Genomic DNA, 20,327 nt, shown 5'->3' on the forward strand with positions numbered 1-20,327 from the left:
GAAGACGGCGGCGGATACAAAGCGGAAATCGGCAAATTTGCAAATCTTTAGCAGAGCATGCGAAGCTAACTGCAAAACCGGCAAACCCCGCCCGCCCCTGCCAGCCCGCTTCCGACCGTGCATCACCGCACAACCCAGTGGCAGGCGGCTATGCACTCCGCGATATGGACACCGCCGCGCGACGCGTTAGATTGCGCCCATGACCGACACCCCCCACGGGGACCCGGCCGCGCAGACGGCGGCGGACCCGACCACCCCGCCCCCGCGCAGGTTCCTCGATCGAACCACGCCCCCGCACGTGCTGACGCTGATCACCCTGTCGGCGCTCGCGGCGCTGGCGATGAACATCTTCCTGCCCTCGCTGCCGGCGATGGCCGCGCATTTCGGCACCGACTACAGCGTCATGCAGCTTTCCGTGGCGCTCTATCTCGGCGTGAACGCGGTGCTGCAGCTTTTCGTCGGCGCCATCTCCGACCGGGTCGGGCGGCGGCCGGTGCTGCTGGCCGGCGTGGCGATCTTCCTGCTGGCCACGCTGGGCTGCATCTACGCCACCAGCACGGCGATGTTCCTCGTCTTCCGCATGTTCCAGGCGGCGATCGTCACGGCGCTCGTCCTGTCGCGCGCCGTGGTGCGCGACATGGTCCCCGAGGCCCAGGCCGCCTCGATGATCGGCTATGTCACCATGGGCATGGCCGTGGCCCCGATGGTGGGCCCGGCGATCGGCGGCGGGCTTGCCTCGGTCTTCGGCTGGCAGGCCGGGTTCTGGGCGCTCTTCGTGATCGGCTGCGTCACCCTGTGGCTGACATGGTCCGACCTCGGCGAAACCGCCCCCTCGCGCGCCGGCACCACCTTCCGGGACGAGCTGCGCGACTATCCGGAACTGCTGAAATCCCCCCGCTTCTGGGGCTATACCGCCACGCTCGGCCTCTCCTCGGGATCGTTCTTTGCCTATCTCGGCGGCGCGCCCTATGTCGGCGACCAGGTCTTCGGCCTCGACCAGGCCACCTTCGGGCTGTTCTTCGGCGCGCCCGCCGTGGGCTATTTCTGCGGCAACTTCCTCGCCGGGCGCTTCTCGGTTCAGGTGGGCATCAACCGCATGGTGCTCTGGGGCTCGCTGATCGTCGCGGCCGGCGTCTCGCTGAGCCTGCTGCTTTTCGAACTCGACCTCGGCACGCCCTACACCTTCTTCGGGCTGATGACCTGCGTCGGGCTCGGCAACGGCATGGCCATCCCCAACGCCACCTCCGGCGCGCTGTCGGTCCGGCCCCACCTTGCGGGCACCGCCAGCGGGCTGTCCGGCTCGCTGATGATCGGGCTGGGCGCGGGCCTGTCGGCGCTGGCGGGGGCGCTGCTGACACCCGGGGCGGGCGCGGCGCCGCTGTTGTGGATCATGGTGGTCACCGCCATCGGCGCGGTCTGCGCGATCAGCCTCGTGATCCGGCGCGAGAAGCGGCTGGCCCTCGCCGGCTGACACAGGAAAAGGGCCGCCCCGCAGGACGGCCCCTTCCGATCCGGTCATGACGCCAGGTTACTGGTCGTATTCCGGCATCTGCTCCAGCTCGCTGCGGCTCATGTCGGTGTAGACCCGCAGGTCATCGCCATTGTCGGCGCGCTTGATCTCGACCTCGTCGAACGCCACGGCAACGCTGCGCTCGCCGATGCCAAGGAAACCGCCCACGTCGATCACGATATCCTCGACCTGCGCCGGGCTATCGCCGACCACGGCCACCGAAACCTCGCCCACGCGTTCCTGCTGGGCATAGACCCGGGCACCGGTCAGTTCTTCGGCGGTGAAGGTGCCGGCTTCGGCATTGGCATAGCCGTCAACTTCCGTGCGCTCTTCGCGGTTCTGGTCCGACGCGACCTGCTCGCCCTGGTCCTCTGCGGACTGCTGGCTCGAGGTCTCTTCAGCCATCTCTTCGTCGGTCTGCTGACCGCTCTGAGATTGCGCAACGCGCTCGCCGTCGTCGCCCTGCTCGGACGATTCGGCCGATACGTTGCCGGTGACGACTTCGTCGGCGTCCTGGTCGGTCTCCGACTGCGCCATGCGCTCGTCATCTTCGGTCTGACCGCTCTGCTCGGTCTGTTCCGCCGAAGCCTGCTCGGTCATGTCCTCGTCGGACTGCCGATCGCCCTGAGACTGTGCCTCCTGCCGATCGCCGTCCTCGCCGGCACGGTTGATGGTCACTTCGGGCTCACCCACGCGGGTGACTTCCACCGTCGGCTCACCGCTTTGCGTCACGTTGACGTTCGGCTCGGCCCGCTCGAACTGGATCGAGGGCTCGGCGCGCGAAATCTCGACGCGCGATGCGTCCTCTTCCGAGTCCGGCCGGTTGACCGTCACGTTCGGCTCGGCGCGCGAAAGCTGCACATCGGCCTCTTCCTTCGCCAGCTCGCCGGTTTCGCCCTGCGCATAGGTCTGGCCGGTCCGGCTGTCTTCGATCTGAACGCCGCGCGAGTTTTCCACGTCCTCGGCGATCTGCAGATCAAGCCGCACGGAGGGCGACGATTGCGACACGGTCACGTTCGGCTCGGCCTGCTTCACTTCGACCTGCGGCTCGGCATTCGCCACGTCGACGCCCGGTTCGGGCATGGTGACGATGATCTCGGGCGCGGGCTGCTCGATGCGGATCGTCGGCTGAACGGTTTCGACCGAAATCTCGGCCGGCTTCTCCCGCACCACGATCTCGGCGGCCTGCTCCTGTACGTTCACGTCGGCACGGCCCGGGGTCACAGCGACCTCGGCCTCGCCACCATCGACGTCGACCGTCGGTGCCTCGCGGTCAAGGAAGACAGTCCCTTCGACCGTCACCTCGTCGCTCAGCTGAACCGTCGTCTGATCGCGCTCGACGGCGCTCATCTCGGCGGTTTCCGAATCTCGGGCCACCGCGGTCTCGCCATCGGTCTCGCCCTGGGCAAGCTGCATGTCGTTGTCTTCCGCGGTCGTGCGCAACACGGTCAGGGCGTCGTTGCACTGCGCCGCTTCACCGCTCTCGACGACACGGGCATAGGCCTCGCGGTCGTCCGGTGCGGCCTCGAACAGCCCGTCGGGCGCCTCGGCGCTGATCCGTTCGAGCTCGGTGCATTCCTGCGGCCGATCCTGGGCGATAGCGGCTGGCGCACCGATCGTGACCGTCAGTGCTGTCGTCACGGCGAGCCTGGCTTTGCGGGATAACATGTGTTCCTCCTTTGAAATGTCTTCAGTGGACTCCCAACCAAACCCCCGAAGCGAATGTTCCTGAAAGAATCGTAACCTTTCCGCCGCCCCCCCCGCGGGCCGCCTGCGGCCCGGCCACACGCGCACCGGGCGGCTTGCGCCCGGAATTTTGCAAATCTACCATAAGCGAACCGCGAAACTGCAAAGGCCGCGCCATGCCCGCCCAGAAACTCTACGCCGGCGCCAAGCTGCGCGAAACCCGCCAGAAACTGGCCCTGACCCAGAAGGATTTCGCCGCCAAGCTGGGCGTCTCGCTGCCCTATCTGAATCAGATGGAGAACAACAACCGGCCGGTCTCGACCACCGTCGTGCTGGCGCTGGCGCAGGAATTCGGCTTCGACGTGACCGAGCTGTCGACCGGCGATGCCGAGCGCATGGTCTCGGACATGCGCGAGGCGCTGGCCGACCCGGTCTTCACCGACCCGCCGCCGCTGACCGACCTAAGGCTCACCGCCTCGAACGCACCGGCGCTGGCCAAGGCCTTCCTCGACCTGCACCGCGCCTACCGCCAGACCCATGAGCGCCTCGCCTCCCTCGACGAGGCGCTGGGGCGCGAGGACAGCCGCATGCAGCCCTCCCCCTGGGACGAGGTGCGCGATTTCTTCCACTATTGCGACAATTACATCGACGCCGTCGACCGCGCCGCCGAACGCTTCGCCGGCACCGACCGGTCGCGCCCGGTGCGCGAGATCGCCGAGGCCAAGCTGGCCGCGCTCGGCATCACCATCAGCCATACCGACACCGGCAAGCTGCGCCACTACGACCGCGACAGCCGCACGCTCCACCTCTCCTCCCGCGCCGAGCCGGAAACCCGCACCTTCCAGATGCTGTTGCAGATCGCGCTGCTGACCCAGGACAAACTGCTCGAGGCCACGCTCGACCTCGCCCGCTTCCAGTCCGACGCCGCCCGCGCCATCGCCAAGATCGGCCTCGCCAACTACTTCGCCGGCGCCGCGCTCATGCCATACACCGCCATCCTGCAGGCCGCCCAACAGCACCGCCACGACCTCGAGATCCTCGCCAACAGCTTCGGCGCCTCGATCGAACAGGTCTGCCACCGCCTCTCGACCCTGCAACGCCCGGGCGCCAAGGGCGTGCCGTTCTTCTTCGTCCGCGTCGACCAGGCCGGCACCATCACCAAGCGCCACTCGGCCACCCGCCTGCAATTCGCCCGCTTCGGCGGCGCCTGCCCGCTCTGGAACGTGCACCGCGCTTTCGAGACGCCGGGCCGCTTCCTCCGCCAACTTGCCGAAACCCCCGACGGCGTGCGCTACATCTCTCTGGCCCGCGACGTCTCCAAACCCGGCGGCAGCTTCGGCGCCCCGGTCCGCCGCTTCGCCATCGCCTTGGGCTGCGAGATCCGCCATGCCGACGCGCTGGTCTATGCCGACGACCTCGACCTCACCAACGCCAAGGCATTCGAGCCCATCGGCATCTCCTGCCGCATCTGCGAACGCACCCAGTGCCACCAGCGCTCGGTGCCGCCACTGGAACGGCGGCTGCAGGTGGAACCGGACGAGCGGGGGGTGCTGCCCTACACGGTGGATTGAGGGGGCGCGAGGAACCGCCTGTAGATCATCCGCGCCACCTCCTCCGCCGACAGGTCGGTATTGTCGATGCGCAGGTAATTCTCCTCCGGCATCTCGCCGGGCAGGGAATTCAGCCGGTATGTCTCATGGCTCGCCAGGACGTTCCGCTCGGAAAATTCCAGGTCCCGCTTCGACGGCTTGTGCAACAGCCGGTTTTCCGTCCGGTTCCGCTCCAGCCGCGTCTCGATCCCGGCCTCGAGCTCGACCCAGCACAGCTCGGCCCCCTTCTCCTCGAAGATCCGCCTTACATGGTCGATATACTCCTGTTCCCCGGGCGCGCTGAACGCCCAGACAAAGGTCAGGATATATCCCTCACCGTCACTCTCGGCGAAGGCCCGGAAGAACAGCTCGCGAACCCCGTTCACCAGCTTCCGCCCCGCAGGCGTGCCGTAGCTCACGAAAGGATGCACCAGCTCGATGGCGGTGTGATTGTGGAACAGCGGAAAGCCGGTCAGCTTCTCCAACGCCTGACCGACGGTCATCTTGCCCACCGCGTGGGGCCCTATGAGGAAGATGATCTTCATGCCCACCGGTTATGCATGTCACAGGGTGTCCGGCAAGCCTCCTCCCAACGCAAAGCGCGCCGCCCATTGGGGCGACGCGCCTCTTCATATCCGTCCGGCCCTGCAGTTCAGGCCGACAACATCCGGTAAATCTCGTCCTTCAACGAAGCCCGCTTCTTGCGCATCTCCACCTCTGCCAGCGCCTCCACCGGGGCGACGTTGCTCTCGGCGCGGTGCACGGCCCGGTTGACCTCGTGATACTCCTCCGCAAGCCGCGCGAAATGCGTGTCCTGCGTCTTCATGGCGGTGATCTTCTCCGCGTACTCGGGAAATTCCTCGTGCAGTTCGTGCGGTGTATGGGACATCGGCGCGCCTCCTTCATTGGCTGAACCCGGTTCAACCCTGGGCGCGCGCCGCCCCGCCCGCCTTGATACCGATCAAACGCCGCGCAAGAATCAGATCATGATATGGCGCATGAGCTCGTCGCGCATCGTGTCGCGCTCCTTCATCAGCTCCACATCCGCCTCCTGAGATTGCGGCTCCTCGTCCATTCCGGCCCGGTGCGCAGCGCGCTGCAGCTCGTGATAACGCAGCGCCTTGGCGCGGAAATCCGGGTTCTCCGCCTCCAGCTTCTTGATCTGGTCGGCGTGGTCGGGAAACTCGTCGTAGAATTCCTTGGGAAGTTGCGACATGGGGTCCTCCTTCGGCACGTTGCATGTACCTGCAGGGAAAACGCCCCATGGCCCCCGGCGGTTCCGGCCCTCAGCGCTGCGCCGTCTCCCAGTCCGGATGCATCCACGGCTCTGCGTTCTCCGGCGGCAGGGGGCTACGCCCCAGGATATGATCGGCCATCTTCTCGCCCAGCATGATCGACGGCGCGTTGAGATTGCCATTGGTGATCCGAGGAAACAGGCTCGAATCCGCCACCCGCAACCGTTCCACCCCGATCACCCGCCCCTCCGGGTCGACCACGGCGCCGGGGTCATCCGCCCGCCCCATACGACAGGTGCCGCAGGGGTGATAGGCGCTCTCGGCATGTTCGCGGATGAACCCGTCCAGCTCGTCATCGCTCTGCACGTCCCGACCCGGCTGGATCTCGTGCTTGCGATAGGGCGCGAAGGCCTCCTGCTCGAACAGCTCCCGCGTCAGGCGGATGCATTTGCGGAAATCGACCCAGTCGCTCTCCTCGCTCATGTAGTTGAACCGGATCACCGGATCATCGGCCGGGTCGGCGCTCCTGAGCGTGACATTCCCGCGCGACCCGCTCCGCATCGGGCCCACATGCGCCTGGAAGCCATGCCCCTCCGCCGCCGCCTGCCCGTCATAGCGCACGGCGATGGGCAGGAAGTGGAACTGGATATCCGGGTATTCCACCCCGGCATCCGAGCGGATGAAGCCGCAGCTCTCGAACTGGTTCGAGGCCCCCGGCCCCGCCTTGCCCAACAGCCATTGCAAGCCCACCCACGCCTTGCCGTAAAGGCTCCAGTACTTGTAAAGGCTCACCGGCTGGCTCGCCGCCATCTGGATGTAAAGCTCAAGGTGATCCTGCAGGTTCGCCCCCACGCCCGGCCGGTCCGCCACCACGTCGATGCCATGCTCCTTGAGATGCGCCCCCGGCCCAACCCCCGACAGCATCAGCAGCTTGGGCGAGTTGATCGACGAGGCCGCAAGGATCACCTCCCGCCGCGCCTTGATCACCTGCCGCTGCCCACCGACGATGGCCTCCACGCCAACCGCGCGCCCCTCCTCGATCACCGCCCGCTGGACGAGGCCCCGGACGATATCGCAATTCTCCCGCTTCAGCGCCGGCTTCAGATAGGCATTCGCCGCCGACCACCGCCGCCCCTTCCAGACGGTCATGTCGAAGGGCCCGAACCCCTCCTGCTGCGCGCCGTTGTAATCCTCGGTCAGCTCGTACCCGGCCTGGCCGCCCGCCTCGATGAAGGCGCGGGTCAGGGGGTTCGCCATCTGCCCCCGGCTCACATGCAGCGGGCCGTCATGGCCGCGCCAGCCCGGATCGCCGCCATGCCCGCCATCGTGCCAGCTCTCCATCCGCTTGTAATAGGGCAGCACGTCGGCATAGCCCCACCCCTCGGCCCCCTGCTCGCGCCAGTGGTCGAAGTCACAGGCATGGCCGCGCACATAGACCATCCCGTTGATCGACGACGACCCGCCGATCACCTTGCCCCGCGGACAGGCCAGCCGCCGCCCGCCCAGGTGCGGCTCGGGCTCCGACTGGTAGCCCCAGTCATAGCGCTTCATGTTCATCGGGTAGCTCAGCGCGCCCGGCATCTGGATGAACGGGCCGATATCGCTGCCGCCATGCTCGACCACCAGCACCGATTTCCCGGCCTCGCTCAGCCGGTAGGCCATGGCACAGCCCGCGCTGCCCGCCCCCACGATCACGTAATCCGCTTCCATCCTACCTCGCTTCCCCAAGGTCACACCCGGTGATTCCGCGAAGGGTCAAGGATGCCCCGGACTTGCTCCGGGGCACCGCGCCTTGGCGCGGCTCGTCCTTGAGGCTTCGGGGAATCGCCCCACACACTCGATCAGGTCTGCTGAGGACGCACCGCGCCCTCAGCGACCTCTCAGTCAAATCCCTAACGTCTCCACGCACACCACGCCGCAGGTTCCGCGCCTCCGCCCCGGTGCGACGGGGTGGGCGGGCGGGCGGCGCGCCGGGGCGGAGGCGCTCGCCCCACATCAAAACGGCGCCTCCGTCGCGCCCATCCGCACATAGACCGACTTGACCTGGCTGTAATGCCCGATCGCCTCCTTGGAATTCTCCCGCCCCACGCCCGAGGCTTTCACACCGCCGAACGGCACCTCCGCCGGCGCGTCGTTGTAGGAGTTGATGAAACAGCTCCCCGCCTCCAGCCGCCCGATCACCCGGTGCGCGCGGCTCAGGTCAGACGTGTAAACCCCCGCCGACAACCCGAACTCCGTGGCATTGGCCCTCGCGATAACTTCGTCCTCACCGTCAAAGTCGAGAACACTCATCACCGGCCCGAAAATCTCTTCCCGCGCGATGGTCATCCCGTCCGTCACGTCGGCAAACACCGTGGGCGACAGGAAACACCCCGGCCCCGTCGCCCGCTCGCCGCCACAGACCAGCCGCGCGCCTTCCTCGATGCCCTTCGCGACATAGCCCAGCGCGATCTGCAACTGCGCCTCGCTCACCATCGGGCCGTAATTCGTGGCCTCGTCCATCGGGTCGCCCATCACCACGCCCTGCAACCGCTCCTCCAGCCGCCCGAGAAACGCCTCCTTCACCCCCTTCTGCACGAACACCCGCGTCCCGTTGGAACAGATCTGCCCGCTCGAATAGAAATTCCCCAGAATCGCGCCCGAGACCGCATCCTCCACATTGGCATCATCGAACACCAGCATCGGGCTCTTGCCCCCAAGCTCCATCGTCACATGCTTCATGCCCGCGGCCGCGGCGGCATAGACCTTCTTCCCCGTCGGCACCGACCCGGTCAGCGACACCTTGTCGACCCGCGGATCCCCCACCAACGCCCCGCCCACGGCGCCCCGGCCCTGGATCACGTTGTAAAGCCCGGCAGGCGCACCCGCCTCGACCAGTATCTCCGCCACCTTCAGCGCACAAAGCGGCGTCACCTCGCTCGGCTTGAAGATCATCGCATTGCCACAGGCCAGCGCCGGCGCCCCCTTCCAGCAGGCGATCTGCGTCGGATAGTTCCACGCCCCGATCCCCACGCACAGGCCCAGCGGTTCGCGCACCGTGTAGGCCCAGTCGCCACCGGACAACGGAATATGCTCCCCGGTCAACGACCCCGCCAGCCCGCCGAAATACTCCAGCGCATCGGCCCCGCTCGTGGCATCCGCCACCAGCGTCTCCTGCAACGGCTTGCCCGTGTCCCACGTCTCCAGTACCGACAGGTCGCGGTTCCGCTCGCGCATGATATCCGCCGCCCGGCGCAGCACCCGGCCGCGTTCGGTGCCCGACAGCTTGGCCCACTCCGCCTGCGCCGCGCGGCCCGAGGCTATCGCCTCTTCGATCACCGCCGCCGTCGCCTCGTGCACGGTGGCGATCACCTCGCCCGTCGCGGGATAGACCACCTCGATCACCGCCCCTTCGGTATCCTCGATGTATCGGCCATTCACGAAATGGCTGGCCTGCGGTTGAACTGTCACGTCCGGGTCTTCCTTGTCTGATGCCGCCCCGGGGTCACCGGGGCGGCGGTGTTGCGTTGGATCAGTGCGCCCGTTCCACCTTGTGGAAATCGAGGTCGCGCCCTTCGGGCATGCTGTCGATCGCCATCACCTCGCGTCCCCTGGTGGCGATGATGAAGATCACGCAGGTCAGGTACAGCCCGATGACGATGGCCCCGATCCACTGGATCTGCAGCCACTGGCTCTTGAACAGCAGCGTCAGCGCGAACAGCACGGCCACGTTGCCGGCGATGTACTTGAGCTTGCCGAACCGCTCGACCGTCAGCGACAGGTTGTCGGTGTAAAGCCGGATCAACGAGTCGAGCGAGTTGATCACAAAGGTCACGCCCACCACGATCATCGTGATGTTGATCATCCCTTCGGTCGGGATGTCGTTGAGGTGATAGTAGTACAGAACCGAGAACCACAGCGCGAGCGGGATCGACGGGATCACCAGCAGGGCCGCCAGCAATTGCCAGGTCTTCAGCCCGCCCACGAAGCGCGAGGTGAACTGCCCGATCATGATCGACCACGCGAACCACCAGAACAGGTAGAAGGCGTGATAGTCGGTCAGCGGCAGCACGAACCGGTGCAGGTTGCCGAAATAGGCGCCGATATTCGAGATCGTCCCGCCGAACTCGCCCAGCCCCATGCCGGCATAGGCCCACATCCCAAGGATCAGCAGCAGGAACGCCACGGTCGAGCCGACCGAGAGGATTCGCACGTATTTCAGGTCGGTCGAGGAATAGGCCGCCGCCAGGATCACCGCGAAGACGATCACGTAGAAGGTGAACACCACCGTCTCGCCATCCCCGATCGACGGGATATAGCCCGGCAGGTAGATCAGGAACAGCGACGCGGTAAAGGCACAGGTGCCCACGATCACCACGTTGTTCACCAGTTTGACCACCGGGATTTCGAAGAACTTCACCCGCGGCTCGATCACGCAGAAATAGAACGATGTCAGGAAATAGAAGGCCCAGATCAGGAAACCCCAGAAGCCGAACTCCACCGCCAGCGGGTTGGCGAAGGCATAGGCGGGCTCTTCGGCATAGCCGCCGAACTCGGTCAGCGGGAACATGATCAGCCCCACGTCCAGCCCCGAGGTGAACAGGATCGCGACGAAGGTGAACAGGTGCACGGGCGTGACGCCCACGCATCTGAGGTTCCACCACTTCACCACGCAAAACACCACCAGCGCGAAGGCCAGCAGTACGCCGAAAGATATGATCAGGTCCATCTTCGTCTCCCCTTTCCGCGCTCTGTGCGCGTGTCGTTAAAAGATGGAACCGACCCTTAACATTTATTCTTGATTCAAGAAACAAAAATTTGAATGGCCTTTTAAACTCTGGAACGGCGGTTGCACTTGAATTCGCGGTCTCAATGAAGAAAATGCCCGCATGAGCCGCACCCGCATCCGCGATATTCGCCATGACGAGCTGATCGACGCCGCGATCACGGCCACCCACGAGGCCGGCTTCGCCGTCGTCACAATGGCCGACATCGCCCGCCGGGCCGGCGCCTCGGCGGCCTCGATCAACTACTATTTCGGCAGCAAGGAAAAGCTGATGGAGGCGGCGATGCGGCGGGTGATGTCCACCCTTCGCCACTGCGTGATCGACCGCCTTCGACAGGCCACCACCCCCGAGGAACGCCTCTACGCCGTGGTCTGCGCCAATTTCGACGACCGGCTGTTCACAGCCCGCATCTGCTCTTTCTGGGTGCAGTTCTGGGCCCACGCGCCCTATGCCGGGAACCTGTCCCGCCTGCACCGCATCAACCGGCTCCGGGTACAGTCGCATGTCCGGACCGAGCTGCGCACCCTGGTCTCGCCCGAGCTGCGCGAACCGCTGCGGGAATCGATCCAGGCCTACATGGACGGGATCTGGGTCGAAGTCGCCCAGAACCCCCGCCCGACCAATCCCGCCCGCGCCCGCGACACCGCCCGCCAGGTGGTCGCCACCCTGCTCGACGGCGCCCGCGGCTAGGCCCGCCGCCACGGCGCCGGCGCGCGCGCGCCTCGGGGTCTGGCTGTCGGCGGGAATCGGGAACATTGGTGAAATCCGGGAAATGGGGCCCGAGGCGTTGCCCGGGCCGGGCTTTACGTCATCTGACGCACCACCAGCACGTCGCATTCCGCGTGCATCACCACGTGCCCGGCGGTCGAGCCGATCACGTAATCGCGGATGCGCGGGTTGTGCGAGTTCATCACGATCAGGTCGCACTTGAACTCCGCCGCCGCCCGCGGAATGGCCCGGTGCGGCTGGCCGGTGCGCACCACCGACTTGATCGTCACGCCCGATGTCTCCTGCCCCTCCACGAATTTCTGCAAATCCGGCAGGCTGTCCTCGGGCAGCACCTTCAGGTTGTCGTTGATCTCCGGCACCACGGTCAGCGCGATGATCTCGGCGCCCCCGGCGCGGGCCATCGACACCGCCTTGGCCATCAGCTCGTCCGATTGCGGTGCGTGTTTCAGCTTGATCGGCACCAGTATTCGCGAATGCATCTCCGTCCCTCCTTGTCAGGCCGTGGCAGGGCCGCACGACGCGGCCCCGCCTGTCTCATGCCCGGCTCACTCGGCCGGCGCGATCCCCTCGGGGCCCGGCTTCGGGCGCCCGCCCTCGGGCTCGGGCGTGGCCGCGTCCCGCAGCGGGCGCTGCACCATCGGCTCTTCCTTCAGCGCCCGGATCAGCCCCCACATCATGATGAACATGATGATCGAGAACGGCAGCCCCGCCGCCAGCGACGCCGTCTGAAGCGCGCCCAGCCCGCCGGAGGCCAGCAGCACCGCCGCCACCGCGCCCTCGCCGAAGCCCCAGAAGACGCGGTAGGTCACCGGCGGCTCTTCCTTGCCCATCGAAATGAGCGTCGTCACCACCAGCGTGCCGCTGTCCGACGAGGTCACGAAATAGGTGATGATCAGGATCAGCGCGACGAAGCTCAGGAAGCTTCCGAAGATGCCCAGCCCGAAATTGTCCATGATAAGGAACAGCGGCCGCGCGATATCCTCGTTCACCGCGGCGATGATGCCGCCATCCTGCACGAATTCCTGGTGCAGCGCGGTGCCGCCGAAGATCGCCATCCAGAAGAAGGTGATCAGCGTCGGCACGATCAGCACGCCCACCGCGAATTCCCGGATCGTCCGGCCGCGCGACACGCGGGCGATGAACATCCCCACGAAGGGCGCCCACGCGATCCACCAGCCCCAGTAGAACACCGTCCACGCGCCCTGCCAGCCGCTTTCGGGGTCCGGGTTCACCCACAGGCCCATCGGGATCACGTTGACGATGTATTCGCCCACGTTGGTGATGAAGAAGCCCAGCAGGAACACGGTCGGCCCGACGATGATGAAGACCACGATCAGGAAGATCGACAGCCACATGTTCGTCTCCGACAGGATCTTGATGCCGCGCCCCACGCCCGACACCGCCGACAGCGTCGCGATGGCCGAGATCGCCATGATCAGCAGGTACTTGATCCACGGGTCCATCGGCACGCCGAAAAGATGGTTCAGCCCGGCCTGGATCTGACCGGCCCCCAGCCCCAGCGTCGTCGCCACCCCGAAGACCGTGCCGAAGATCGCCAGCAGGTCCGCCGTGTGCCCCCACGGCCCATAGATCCGGTCGCCCAGGATCGGGTAGAGCGACGCCCGGATCGTCAGCGGCAGCCCCTTGCGATAGGCGAAATAGGCCAGCGCCATGCCGACGATCACGTAGACCGCCCAGCCATGCAGCCCCCAGTGCAGGAAGGTCACCTGCATCGCCGTCACCGCCCCCTCCATCGAGTTGGCGGTCCCCTCCTCGAGGAAGGGCGCGTTCTGCACGTGGTACATCGGCTCGGCCACCGACCAGAACAGCAGGCCGATCCCCATGCCGGCCCCGAACAGCATCGAGAACCACGCGAATGTGGTGAATTCAGGCCTGTCCTCGTCCTTGCCCAACCGGATCGACCCGAAGCGCGAGAAGATCAGCCCGACCACGAAGGCGATGAAGATCGCGATCGACAGGATGTAGTACCAGTTCAGGTTGGCGTTGATCCATGTCTGCACGTTGGAAAAGAACTTGCCCATCGCCTCCGGCGCGAACACCCCGATCAGCACGAAGCCGAGGATCAGAAGCTTCGACAGCGTCGCCATCGGCGGGTTCACGTCACGGAAGATGCCGGACGTGCCTATCTTCAGGCGGGATTCGTCGACTTGATCTTGCATTGCGTTTCCTCACTGTTTCGGTGCCGGCGGCGCGTGGCTTTTCGCCATCTTCGCCGCGGCGGTCCCTCGTCGTCCCTGGCCCCGGGCGGCTCGCCCGCCCGCGGCCCTGTCGCCTACTCGCCTCTCGGGTAGCGCTGGTTTTCCTCCACCACGTTCAGGTCCATGTGGTTGCGCATGTACCGCTCGCTGGCCTTCATCAGCGGTTGGTAATCCCACGGGTAATACCCGCCCTGCCGCAGCGCCTCGTAGACCACCCAGCGCCGTGCCTGGCTCTGCCTCACCTGCGCGTCGAACAGCTCCATGTCCCAGCGCGCCTCGGCCTTCTCGGCAAAGTATTTCAGGGTCTCGGCATGGGCCGGATCATCCGCCAGGTTGGTCAGCTCGTGCGGGTCCGCTTCCAGGTCGAACAGCTGGTCGGGATCGAGCGTGCAGCGGGTGAACTTCCACTTCCCCTCGCGCAGACAGACCAGCGGCGCATAGGACGCCTCGGCGGCATATTCCATCGCCACCGGGTTCTCGCGCGTCACTCCCCGCCCCTGCGGCTCGAGGCTCTGCCCCTCGACCCACGGCGCGATCTCGTCCATCGAAACGCCCGCCAGCTCGCACAGCGTCGGGCAGACGTCGATCGTGCTGACCGCCTCCGTCACCAGCCCCGGCTCCATCGACGGGGCCGAGATCATCAGCGGCACGCGGGCCGAGCCTTCGTAGAAGGACATCTTGAACCACAGCCCCCGCTCGCCCAGCATGTCGCCGTGGTCGCTGACGAACAGGATGATCGTGTCATCGACCTGGTTGGTGCCTTCCAGCGCCTCCATCACCTCGCCGATCTTGTCGTCGAGATAGGAGATGTTGGCGAAATACGCCCGGCGCGAGCGCTTGATATCCTCTTCGGAAATGGTGAAGGACCGCCAGTCATTGGCGTCGAAGATGCGCTTCGAGTGGTTGTCGTGATCCTCGTAAGGAAACGCCGGCACCTCCGGCAGCAGGTGCTCGCAATCCTCGTAAAGGTCCCAGTACTTCTTTCGCGCCACGTAGGGATCATGCGGATGGGTGAAGCTGACCGTCAGGCACCACGGCCGGTCGTCATGCCGCCGGCCAAGGTCATAAACCTTGCGCGTGGCGTTATAGGCGACCTCGTCGTCATATTCCATCTGGTTGGAAATCTCGGCCACGCCCGAGCCGGTGACCGACCCGAGGTTGTGATACCACCAGTCGATCCGCTCGCCGGGCTTGCGGTAATCCGGCGTCCAGCCGAAATCGGCAGGGTAGATATCCGTCGTCAGCCGCTCCTCGAACCCGTGCAACTGGTCGGGGCCCACGAAATGCATCTTGCCCGACAGGCAGGTCTGGTAACCGGCGCGGCGCAGGTGATGGGCATAGGTCGGAATGTCGGCCGCGAACTCGGCGGCATTGTCATAAACCCGGCTGTGAAACGGCAGCAGCCCGGACATGAAACTCGCCCGCCCCGGCGCGCACAAGGGGCTCGCCGTATAGGCATTGCGGAACCGCGTCGATCGCGCGGCCAGTTTCTTGATGTTCGGCGCGTGCAGCCACTCCGCCGGGCCATCGGGAAAGAGCGTGCCGTTGAGCTGGTCGACCATGAAGATCAGGATGTTTGGCTTGCTCATTTGGTGGTGGGTCCCTCTTCGAGAAAAGTGTCAAGATAGTGCATCATCACGTCGATCGCCGCCTCGGCGGACAGCGGATCGGCGCGCAGCGCCTGCCGGATATACAGCCCGTCGATCATCGCCGCGAGGCCCCTTGTCAGCACCCGCCCCTCGGGCCCGGCCACCTGCCGCACGGCGTAATGCAGGTTCGACCGCAGCCGCCGCTGGTAGATGTTCAGAAGCCGGTTCGCCTCGTCCGATTTCTGCGCCTGGACGTAGAAATTGAGCCAGGCCGAGACCGTCTCCTGCCGGAACTGCCGGGGCGAGAAGCTGGCGCGCACGATGGCCTCGATCCGCTGCCGCGGGGTCTTCGCCATCACCAGCGCACCGCGCACCTCGGCGCCGTATAGCGATAGGATATGGCGCATCGCGGCGGCGAAGATCTGCTCCTTCGAGCCGAAATAGTGATGCGCCAGCGCGCTCGACATCCCCGCCCGCTTGGCAATCTGGCTGACCGTGACATCGAGCGTCCCGCGCTCGCCGATCTCGTGGATCGTCGCCTCGACCAGCGCCGAACGGCGTATGGGTTCCATCCCCAGCTTGGGCATGCCGCGCCTCGCAATTCCCTGTTGCGTCACCCGGCGTAAACGTGTTTAATTGACTCGTCAATCAATAAAAAACGGGAGGACGACACAGCTCTCGCACGGCCACGCTCACCCAATTTTTAATTGCAGGGCGGGAAGCCGTCATACTAACGTCGCATCGTGCAGCGACAAAAAAACGAATGTAACTTCGAGAGTTATACGATACGGAATGCACCGTCAGTCCGGACCACGGGACAGAATGCGCCGCCGCCGAAACCCGGCGCGGCCGGTATATTGCAAGTGACCAAGCAACAGGGAGACACCGACATGGCACTTATCAAGGGCGGCCTTCTCGACCGCCGCGGATTTCTGAAAACCACCGTCGCGGCCGCCGCGGCCTCCAGCCTGCCGCTCGGCGGCGCCTTCGCCCAGACGCCCAAGCGCGGCGGCCACCTGCGCGTGGCCAAGGGCCACGGCAACACCACCGACACGCTCAACCCCGGCCAGTGGGACAACGGCTACATGCTGGCGCTCAGCTTCGGCCTGCACGGCCGCCTGACCGAGGTCGCGCAGGACGGCGAGCTGATCCCGGAACTGGCCGAAAGCTGGGAAGCCTCCGACGACGCCTCCGAATGGCGCTTCAAGATCCGCAAGGGCGTCACCTTCCACGACGGCAAGCCGCTGGAAGTGCAGGACGTGGTCAACTCGATCAACTTCCACCGGGGCGAGAACTCGACCTCCGCCGCCGGCCCGATCGTGGCACCGATCACCGACATCACCACCGAGGGCGACGACACGGTCGTCTTCACGCTTGACGGCGGCAATGCCGACTTCCCCTACATCCTCAGCGACTACCACCTTGTGATCGCCCCCGCCGACGGCGACAGCATCGACTGGCAGTCGGGCAACGGCTGCGGCAGCTACAAGCTCACCGCCTTCAACGCCGGCGTCTCCTCCTCCTTCGAGCGGAACGAGAACCACTGGCGCGACGACGTGGCCTTCGTCGACACCTGCGAGATGCTCGCCGTGGTCGACCCCAACGCCCGCACCACCTCGCTCGTCTCGGGCGACGTGCACGCCATCGACAAGGTCGACCTCAAGGCGGCGGGCCTGCTGGGCCGCAAGCCCGGCGTCAACATCCAGTCGATCGCCGGCACCCAGCACTACACCTTCGCCATGGACACCCGCGCCGACCCGTTCAAGGACAACAACGTCCGCCAGGCCCTGAAATACGGCATCAACCGCCAGGAACTGGTCGACAAGATCCTGTTCGGCTACGGCTCGGTCGGCAACGACCACCCGATCGGCCAGGGCCAGCGCTTCTTCAACTCCGAGCTGGAGCAGAAGGAATTCGATCCCGACAAGGCCAAGTGGCACCTCAAGGAAGCCGGGATGGACAGCGTCTCGGTCAGCCTCTCGGCCTCCGACGCCGCCTTCCCCGGCGCGGTCGATGCCGCCACGCTGTTCCAGAACTCGGCCTCCGAGGCGGGCATCGACCTCAAGGTCGTGCGCGAACCCAAGGACGGCTACTGGTCCGACGTCTGGATGAAGAAACCCTTCTCCGCCGTCTACTGGGGCGGCCGCCCGGTCGAGGACCAGATGTTCGCCACCGCCTACCAGTGCGGCGCGGCCTGGAACGACAGCTTCTGGTGCAACGACCGCTTCGAGGAGCTGCTGACCACCGCCCGCGCAGAGCTCGACGAGGACAAGCGCCGCGAGATGTATTACGAGATGCAGGACCTCGTCGCCAACCAGGGCGGCGTGATCATCCCGATGTTCGCCAACTACGTCTTCGCCACCGGCGAGACAGTGGGCCATGGCGAGATGGCCTCGAACTGGGACATGGACGGCGAGCGCTGGATGGAGCGCTGGTGGATCAACTCGTAAGCCCAGGCGCGGCCCTCGCCGCATGACATTCCCGGCCCCGGCGGCGCGATCCGCCGGGGCCTTTTCGTGACAGGCCCCGCCCGACCTTCACCCCCGTGCTTCTTCTGGGCCGGACACTCCCGCCGGAGGCAAGAAACCTCGTCTCCCGCGCCCCCACGCAGACCTGCCTCACCAAACCTTCAACCGTTTCTTCTGGCCCCAAATATCCCCGCCGGAGGCAAGAAATCTCTTCTCCCGCGCCCCTGCCACGCCCCCCCGCCTCAGCAGACATTCACCCACTTCTTCCGGCTTCAGATATCCCCCGCGCCGCAGACAACCGCCCTCTCGCCCCCACCCGCAAGCCCCGTTTTCTTCGAAGAAAACGGCACGGAAAATTCCAATTTTCCGCCCCCACCACCCGGTCGCACCAGCGCCGGCCCCGTTCTCCTCAAAGGACACCGGCCCGACTTCCATTCAGGAATGCGCCCGCCTCACCCCGCCAGCTTCTCCTGCCGCGCGAACGGGCTCAGCCCCAGCCAGGCCTGCATCGAGCGCACCAGCCCCGGCGGCCCCACCGCCAGCAACCTGTCCCGCTCGACGGCATTGTCCACGCTCCTCAGCCCCATCCAGATCTCGGTCATCGTCCGCAGGTCCACCGTCACGTAGAGATCGACGTCGAACCCCGGATCGACATGGCAGAGGTCGACGCTCCGGTCCGGCTCGACGATCAGCCACCATTTCCGCTCCGCCTCGTCCAGCTCGGGATAGATGAACTCGATCACCGTCCGCTGCTGCGGCACCGGCTCGGTGTTCAGGTTCCGCCGCATGTCCCACATCAGCAGCTCCACGTCGAGGTTGTCCAGCGAGGGCTCGGTCTCCACCCATTTCTGCCCCCACATGCCGATCGCCTCCACCACCGGCTGCAGATCGCGGCCCGCCTGCGTCAGCCGGTAGGCCTCGATCCCGCCCGGCCCGGGCACCGGCTCCCGCGCGACGACACCGGCCGCCTCCAGCTCCCGCAGCCGCTTCGACAGCAGCGCCGGCGACATCCGCGGCACGCCCCGCCGCAGCTCGTTGAACCGGGTCGACCCGGCCACCAACTCGCGCAACAGCACCACCGTCCACCGCGTGCACAGAAGCTCGGCCGCCATCGCGACCGGGCAGAACTGCCCGTAGCTTGCATTCGTCATCCTGGCCTCCTTTCCCTAGCGTCACCCAGCCTGCCACAGCACCCCCCGCCCCGGCCAGTTCAGAACCTGTATCACCCCGGTACAGTCCGTGAACTGGCCCCGCGGCGCGCCCGGATGGCAGCCTCTCCCCATACCGGGCCCGCCCGGTAGGACCGAAACCAGACAGGGAAAAAGGGAGGACCAGACATGCCGCTGGTGGATATCCAACTGATCGAAGGCGTCTTCGACGATGGCCAGAAACAGGCCATGATCGCCGAGGTGACCGAGGCCATGATCCGCGTCGAGGGCGAGGCCATGCGCGGCGTCACCTGGGTGCGCATCCAGGAGATCGCCAGCGGCGAATGGGCCATCGGCGGCAAGTCCCTGACCGCCGCCGACGTCCGGGCCGCAAGCACCGAACCGGCCTGACCAGCCCGCCCGACTGCCCCCCACACTGACAGGAGGCCCCATGACCCCATCCCTCACCGAAGAGATCACCACCGTCACACTCTACGAACGCCTCGGCGGCGCGCCCGGCATAAGGCGCATCGTCGACGGCGCCATCGCGGCGCATATGGAAAACCCGGCGATCCGCGCGCGCTTCACCCCCTACGAATCCCGGCCCGAACGGGTCGAGGAGATCAAGCGGCACACCTGCGATTTCTTCGCCAAAGGCGCCGGCGGCCCCGACGCCTATCGCGGCCGCTCCATGGCCGAGGCCCATCGCGACATGGATATCGCTCCGCCCGAATACGACGCCGCCGCAGGCGACATCCTCGGCACCATGCAGGCGCTCGGTTACGACAACGCCACCCGCGCCGAGGTCGCCGACATCCTGCAGGGGCTGAAACCCGAGATCATCCACCAGTAACCTGAAAGCGAGGCACCGAATGACACGAGAGATCGAGATCAGACGCTTCGAACAGCCCGACGACGCGCTCGACATGAAGGACCGGGGCGGCATCGACATCGTCAAGATGCAGGACGGCACCGCCGGAATGCGCGCCGTCTTCGAGCCCGGCTGGACATGGGAGGCCGACGAGAAACCGCTGCTCGGCTCGCCCGCCTCCTGCCCGATGCGCCACACCGGCTACTGCCTCGGCGGCCGGCTGGTGGTGCGCATGGTCGAGACCGGCTCCGAGACGCCCATCACCAAGGGCGACTTCTTCGAAATCCCCCCCGGTCACGACGCCTATGTCGCGGGCGACGAGCGGGTCGAACTCATCCTCTTCGAGCCCCCCGCCGCTCACGGCTGAGCCCCTCCCGGCCTGCCGGCCCCCCGCCGGCAGCGCCCCCGCCCCCGCCTCTCGGCCACCTCCCCCACACCGGGCTTCTTCTGGCCGGACCGCCGGAGGCATCAAATCTCTTGCCGCCCCACGCCGCCCCGGCCCCCATGCCGCCTCACC

Annotated in this window: 19 protein-coding genes; 7 read left to right on the plus strand and 12 right to left on the minus strand. The window is 66.2% G+C overall.

Going from position 1 to position 20,327, the window contains the following annotated elements; genetic code table 11:
• The first annotated feature begins 199 nt into the window (after positions 1-199).
• Complete coding sequence (locus RLN94_RS03515; RefSeq protein WP_350126205.1) at positions 200-1,471, plus strand: multidrug effflux MFS transporter; 1,272 nt, start codon at positions 200-202, stop codon at positions 1,469-1,471.
• 57 nt (positions 1,472-1,528) lie between these two features.
• Here RLN94_RS03515 and RLN94_RS03520 read toward each other — a convergent pair whose 3' ends face one another.
• Positions 1,529-3,178 carry a PRC-barrel domain-containing protein gene (locus RLN94_RS03520; protein WP_350126208.1) on the minus strand — a complete coding sequence of 550 codons (1,650 nt, stop codon included), beginning with the start codon at positions 3,176-3,178 and terminating at the stop codon, positions 1,529-1,531.
• A gap of 194 nt (positions 3,179-3,372) precedes the next feature.
• Here RLN94_RS03520 and RLN94_RS03525 point away from each other — a divergent pair, with 194 nt between their 5' ends.
• The gene (locus tag RLN94_RS03525; protein WP_350126211.1) at positions 3,373-4,767 is read left to right on the plus strand and encodes a helix-turn-helix domain-containing protein; all 1,395 of its coding nucleotides are present in this window, start codon (positions 3,373-3,375) and stop codon (positions 4,765-4,767) included.
• On the opposite strand, the gene RLN94_RS03530 is transcribed toward RLN94_RS03525, so the two are convergent.
• From RLN94_RS03530 to RLN94_RS03555, 6 genes are all read right to left on the minus strand, one after another.
• Positions 4,752-5,330: a DEAD/DEAH box helicase family protein gene (locus RLN94_RS03530; protein ID WP_350126214.1), complete on the minus strand. Its 579-nt coding sequence runs from the start codon at positions 5,328-5,330 to the stop codon at positions 4,752-4,754. The genes RLN94_RS03525 and RLN94_RS03530 overlap by 16 nt on opposite strands.
• Before the next feature lie 107 nt (positions 5,331-5,437).
• Positions 5,438-5,674 carry an HP1242/YdcH family protein gene (locus RLN94_RS03535; protein ID WP_350126217.1) on the minus strand — a complete coding sequence of 79 codons (237 nt, stop codon included), beginning with the start codon at positions 5,672-5,674 and terminating at the stop codon, positions 5,438-5,440.
• Between the two features lie 90 nt (positions 5,675-5,764).
• On the minus strand, positions 5,765-6,001 hold the full coding sequence (locus tag RLN94_RS03540; protein WP_350126220.1) for an HP1242/YdcH family protein: 237 nt from the start codon (positions 5,999-6,001) through the stop codon (positions 5,765-5,767).
• Positions 6,002-6,071: 70 nt separating this feature from the next.
• Positions 6,072-7,730, minus strand: coding sequence for a choline dehydrogenase (betA, locus tag RLN94_RS03545; protein ID WP_350126223.1), 1,659 nt, complete (start codon positions 7,728-7,730; stop codon positions 6,072-6,074).
• A gap of 285 nt (positions 7,731-8,015) precedes the next feature.
• Positions 8,016-9,470: a betaine-aldehyde dehydrogenase gene (gene betB / locus RLN94_RS03550; RefSeq protein ID WP_350126226.1), complete on the minus strand. Its 1,455-nt coding sequence runs from the start codon at positions 9,468-9,470 to the stop codon at positions 8,016-8,018.
• Positions 9,471-9,531: 61 nt separating this feature from the next.
• Entirely contained in the window at positions 9,532-10,728 is a 1,197-nt protein-coding gene (locus RLN94_RS03555) for a BCCT family transporter (RefSeq protein WP_350126229.1), read from the minus strand.
• Between the two features lie 160 nt (positions 10,729-10,888).
• On the opposite strand from RLN94_RS03555, the gene betI (RLN94_RS03560) reads away from it, so the two are divergent.
• Positions 10,889-11,476 (plus strand): choline-binding transcriptional repressor BetI, encoded by a 588-nt coding sequence (betI, locus tag RLN94_RS03560; protein WP_350126232.1) that lies wholly within the window; start codon positions 10,889-10,891, stop codon positions 11,474-11,476.
• Positions 11,477-11,589: 113 nt separating this feature from the next.
• Here betI (RLN94_RS03560) and RLN94_RS03565 read toward each other — a convergent pair whose 3' ends face one another.
• The 4 genes from RLN94_RS03565 to betI (RLN94_RS03580) all read right to left on the minus strand — a co-directional run bounded on the left by RLN94_RS03565 (position 11,590) and on the right by betI (RLN94_RS03580) (position 15,910).
• Complete coding sequence (locus tag RLN94_RS03565; RefSeq protein WP_350126235.1) at positions 11,590-11,994, minus strand: universal stress protein; 405 nt, start codon at positions 11,992-11,994, stop codon at positions 11,590-11,592.
• Between the two features lie 66 nt (positions 11,995-12,060).
• Positions 12,061-13,695, minus strand: a complete 1,635-nt coding sequence (locus RLN94_RS03570) for a BCCT family transporter (protein ID WP_350126238.1) — start codon at positions 13,693-13,695, stop codon at positions 12,061-12,063.
• 113 nt (positions 13,696-13,808) lie between these two features.
• On the minus strand, positions 13,809-15,323 hold the full coding sequence (gene betC / locus RLN94_RS03575; protein ID WP_350126241.1) for a choline-sulfatase: 1,515 nt from the start codon (positions 15,321-15,323) through the stop codon (positions 13,809-13,811).
• The gene (gene betI / locus RLN94_RS03580) at positions 15,320-15,910 is read right to left on the minus strand and encodes a transcriptional regulator BetI (RefSeq protein ID WP_350126244.1); all 591 of its coding nucleotides are present in this window, start codon (positions 15,908-15,910) and stop codon (positions 15,320-15,322) included. Before betI (RLN94_RS03580) ends, betC begins: the two co-directional genes overlap by 4 nt.
• Positions 15,911-16,213: 303 nt before the next feature.
• On the opposite strand from betI (RLN94_RS03580), the gene RLN94_RS03585 reads away from it, so the two are divergent.
• Positions 16,214-17,773, plus strand: a complete 1,560-nt coding sequence (locus RLN94_RS03585) for an ABC transporter substrate-binding protein (RefSeq protein ID WP_350126247.1) — start codon at positions 16,214-16,216, stop codon at positions 17,771-17,773.
• 470 nt (positions 17,774-18,243) lie between these two features.
• Here the strand turns inward: RLN94_RS03585 and RLN94_RS03590 are convergent, their stop codons facing one another.
• On the minus strand, positions 18,244-18,942 hold the full coding sequence (locus RLN94_RS03590; protein WP_350126250.1) for a winged helix-turn-helix transcriptional regulator: 699 nt from the start codon (positions 18,940-18,942) through the stop codon (positions 18,244-18,246).
• 186 nt (positions 18,943-19,128) lie between these two features.
• Between RLN94_RS03590 and RLN94_RS03595 the strand changes: the two genes are divergently transcribed.
• From RLN94_RS03595 to RLN94_RS03605, 3 genes are read left to right on the plus strand one after another with little or no spacing between them, the layout of a single operon-like run.
• Positions 19,129-19,350, plus strand: coding sequence for a tautomerase family protein (locus tag RLN94_RS03595; RefSeq protein WP_350126253.1), 222 nt, complete (start codon positions 19,129-19,131; stop codon positions 19,348-19,350).
• Between the two features lie 40 nt (positions 19,351-19,390).
• Positions 19,391-19,792, plus strand: coding sequence for a group I truncated hemoglobin (locus tag RLN94_RS03600; RefSeq protein WP_350126256.1), 402 nt, complete (start codon positions 19,391-19,393; stop codon positions 19,790-19,792).
• A gap of 19 nt (positions 19,793-19,811) precedes the next feature.
• The gene (locus RLN94_RS03605; RefSeq protein WP_350126259.1) at positions 19,812-20,177 is read left to right on the plus strand and encodes a cupin domain-containing protein; all 366 of its coding nucleotides are present in this window, start codon (positions 19,812-19,814) and stop codon (positions 20,175-20,177) included.
• The last annotated feature ends 150 nt before the right edge of the window (positions 20,178-20,327 follow it).

It is taken from the genome of Roseovarius sp. (genome assembly GCF_040223625.1).
In the GTDB taxonomy this organism is placed as follows: Bacteria; Pseudomonadota; Alphaproteobacteria; order Rhodobacterales; family Rhodobacteraceae; genus Roseovarius.

Bases quoted from the DNA above. Each gene is read 5' to 3' on its own strand.
- RLN94_RS03520 (WP_350126208.1), bottom strand. From the start codon at position 3,178: ATGTTATCCCGCAAAGCCAGGCTCGCCGTGACGACAGCACTGACGGTC.
- betI (WP_350126244.1), bottom strand. From the start codon at position 15,910: ATGCCCAAGCTGGGGATGGAACCCATACGCCGTTCGGCGCTGGTCGAG.
- betC (WP_350126241.1), bottom strand. From the start codon at position 15,323: ATGAGCAAGCCAAACATCCTGATCTTCATGGTCGACCAGCTCAACGGC.
- RLN94_RS03565 (WP_350126235.1), bottom strand. From the start codon at position 11,994: ATGCATTCGCGAATACTGGTGCCGATCAAGCTGAAACACGCACCGCAA.
- RLN94_RS03540 (WP_350126220.1), bottom strand. From the start codon at position 6,001: ATGTCGCAACTTCCCAAGGAATTCTACGACGAGTTTCCCGACCACGCC.
- betI (WP_350126232.1), top strand. From the start codon at position 10,889: ATGAGCCGCACCCGCATCCGCGATATTCGCCATGACGAGCTGATCGAC.
- RLN94_RS03535 (WP_350126217.1), bottom strand. From the start codon at position 5,674: ATGTCCCATACACCGCACGAACTGCACGAGGAATTTCCCGAGTACGCG.
- RLN94_RS03600 (WP_350126256.1), top strand. From the start codon at position 19,391: ATGACCCCATCCCTCACCGAAGAGATCACCACCGTCACACTCTACGAA.
- RLN94_RS03530 (WP_350126214.1), bottom strand. From the start codon at position 5,330: ATGAAGATCATCTTCCTCATAGGGCCCCACGCGGTGGGCAAGATGACC.
- RLN94_RS03525 (WP_350126211.1), top strand. From the start codon at position 3,373: ATGCCCGCCCAGAAACTCTACGCCGGCGCCAAGCTGCGCGAAACCCGC.
- RLN94_RS03595 (WP_350126253.1), top strand. From the start codon at position 19,129: ATGCCGCTGGTGGATATCCAACTGATCGAAGGCGTCTTCGACGATGGC.
- betA (WP_350126223.1), bottom strand. From the start codon at position 7,730: ATGGAAGCGGATTACGTGATCGTGGGGGCGGGCAGCGCGGGCTGTGCC.
- RLN94_RS03585 (WP_350126247.1), top strand. From the start codon at position 16,214: ATGGCACTTATCAAGGGCGGCCTTCTCGACCGCCGCGGATTTCTGAAA.
- RLN94_RS03555 (WP_350126229.1), bottom strand. From the start codon at position 10,728: ATGGACCTGATCATATCTTTCGGCGTACTGCTGGCCTTCGCGCTGGTG.
- RLN94_RS03590 (WP_350126250.1), bottom strand. From the start codon at position 18,942: ATGACGAATGCAAGCTACGGGCAGTTCTGCCCGGTCGCGATGGCGGCC.
- RLN94_RS03570 (WP_350126238.1), bottom strand. From the start codon at position 13,695: ATGCAAGATCAAGTCGACGAATCCCGCCTGAAGATAGGCACGTCCGGC.
- RLN94_RS03605 (WP_350126259.1), top strand. From the start codon at position 19,812: ATGACACGAGAGATCGAGATCAGACGCTTCGAACAGCCCGACGACGCG.
- RLN94_RS03515 (WP_350126205.1), top strand. From the start codon at position 200: ATGACCGACACCCCCCACGGGGACCCGGCCGCGCAGACGGCGGCGGAC.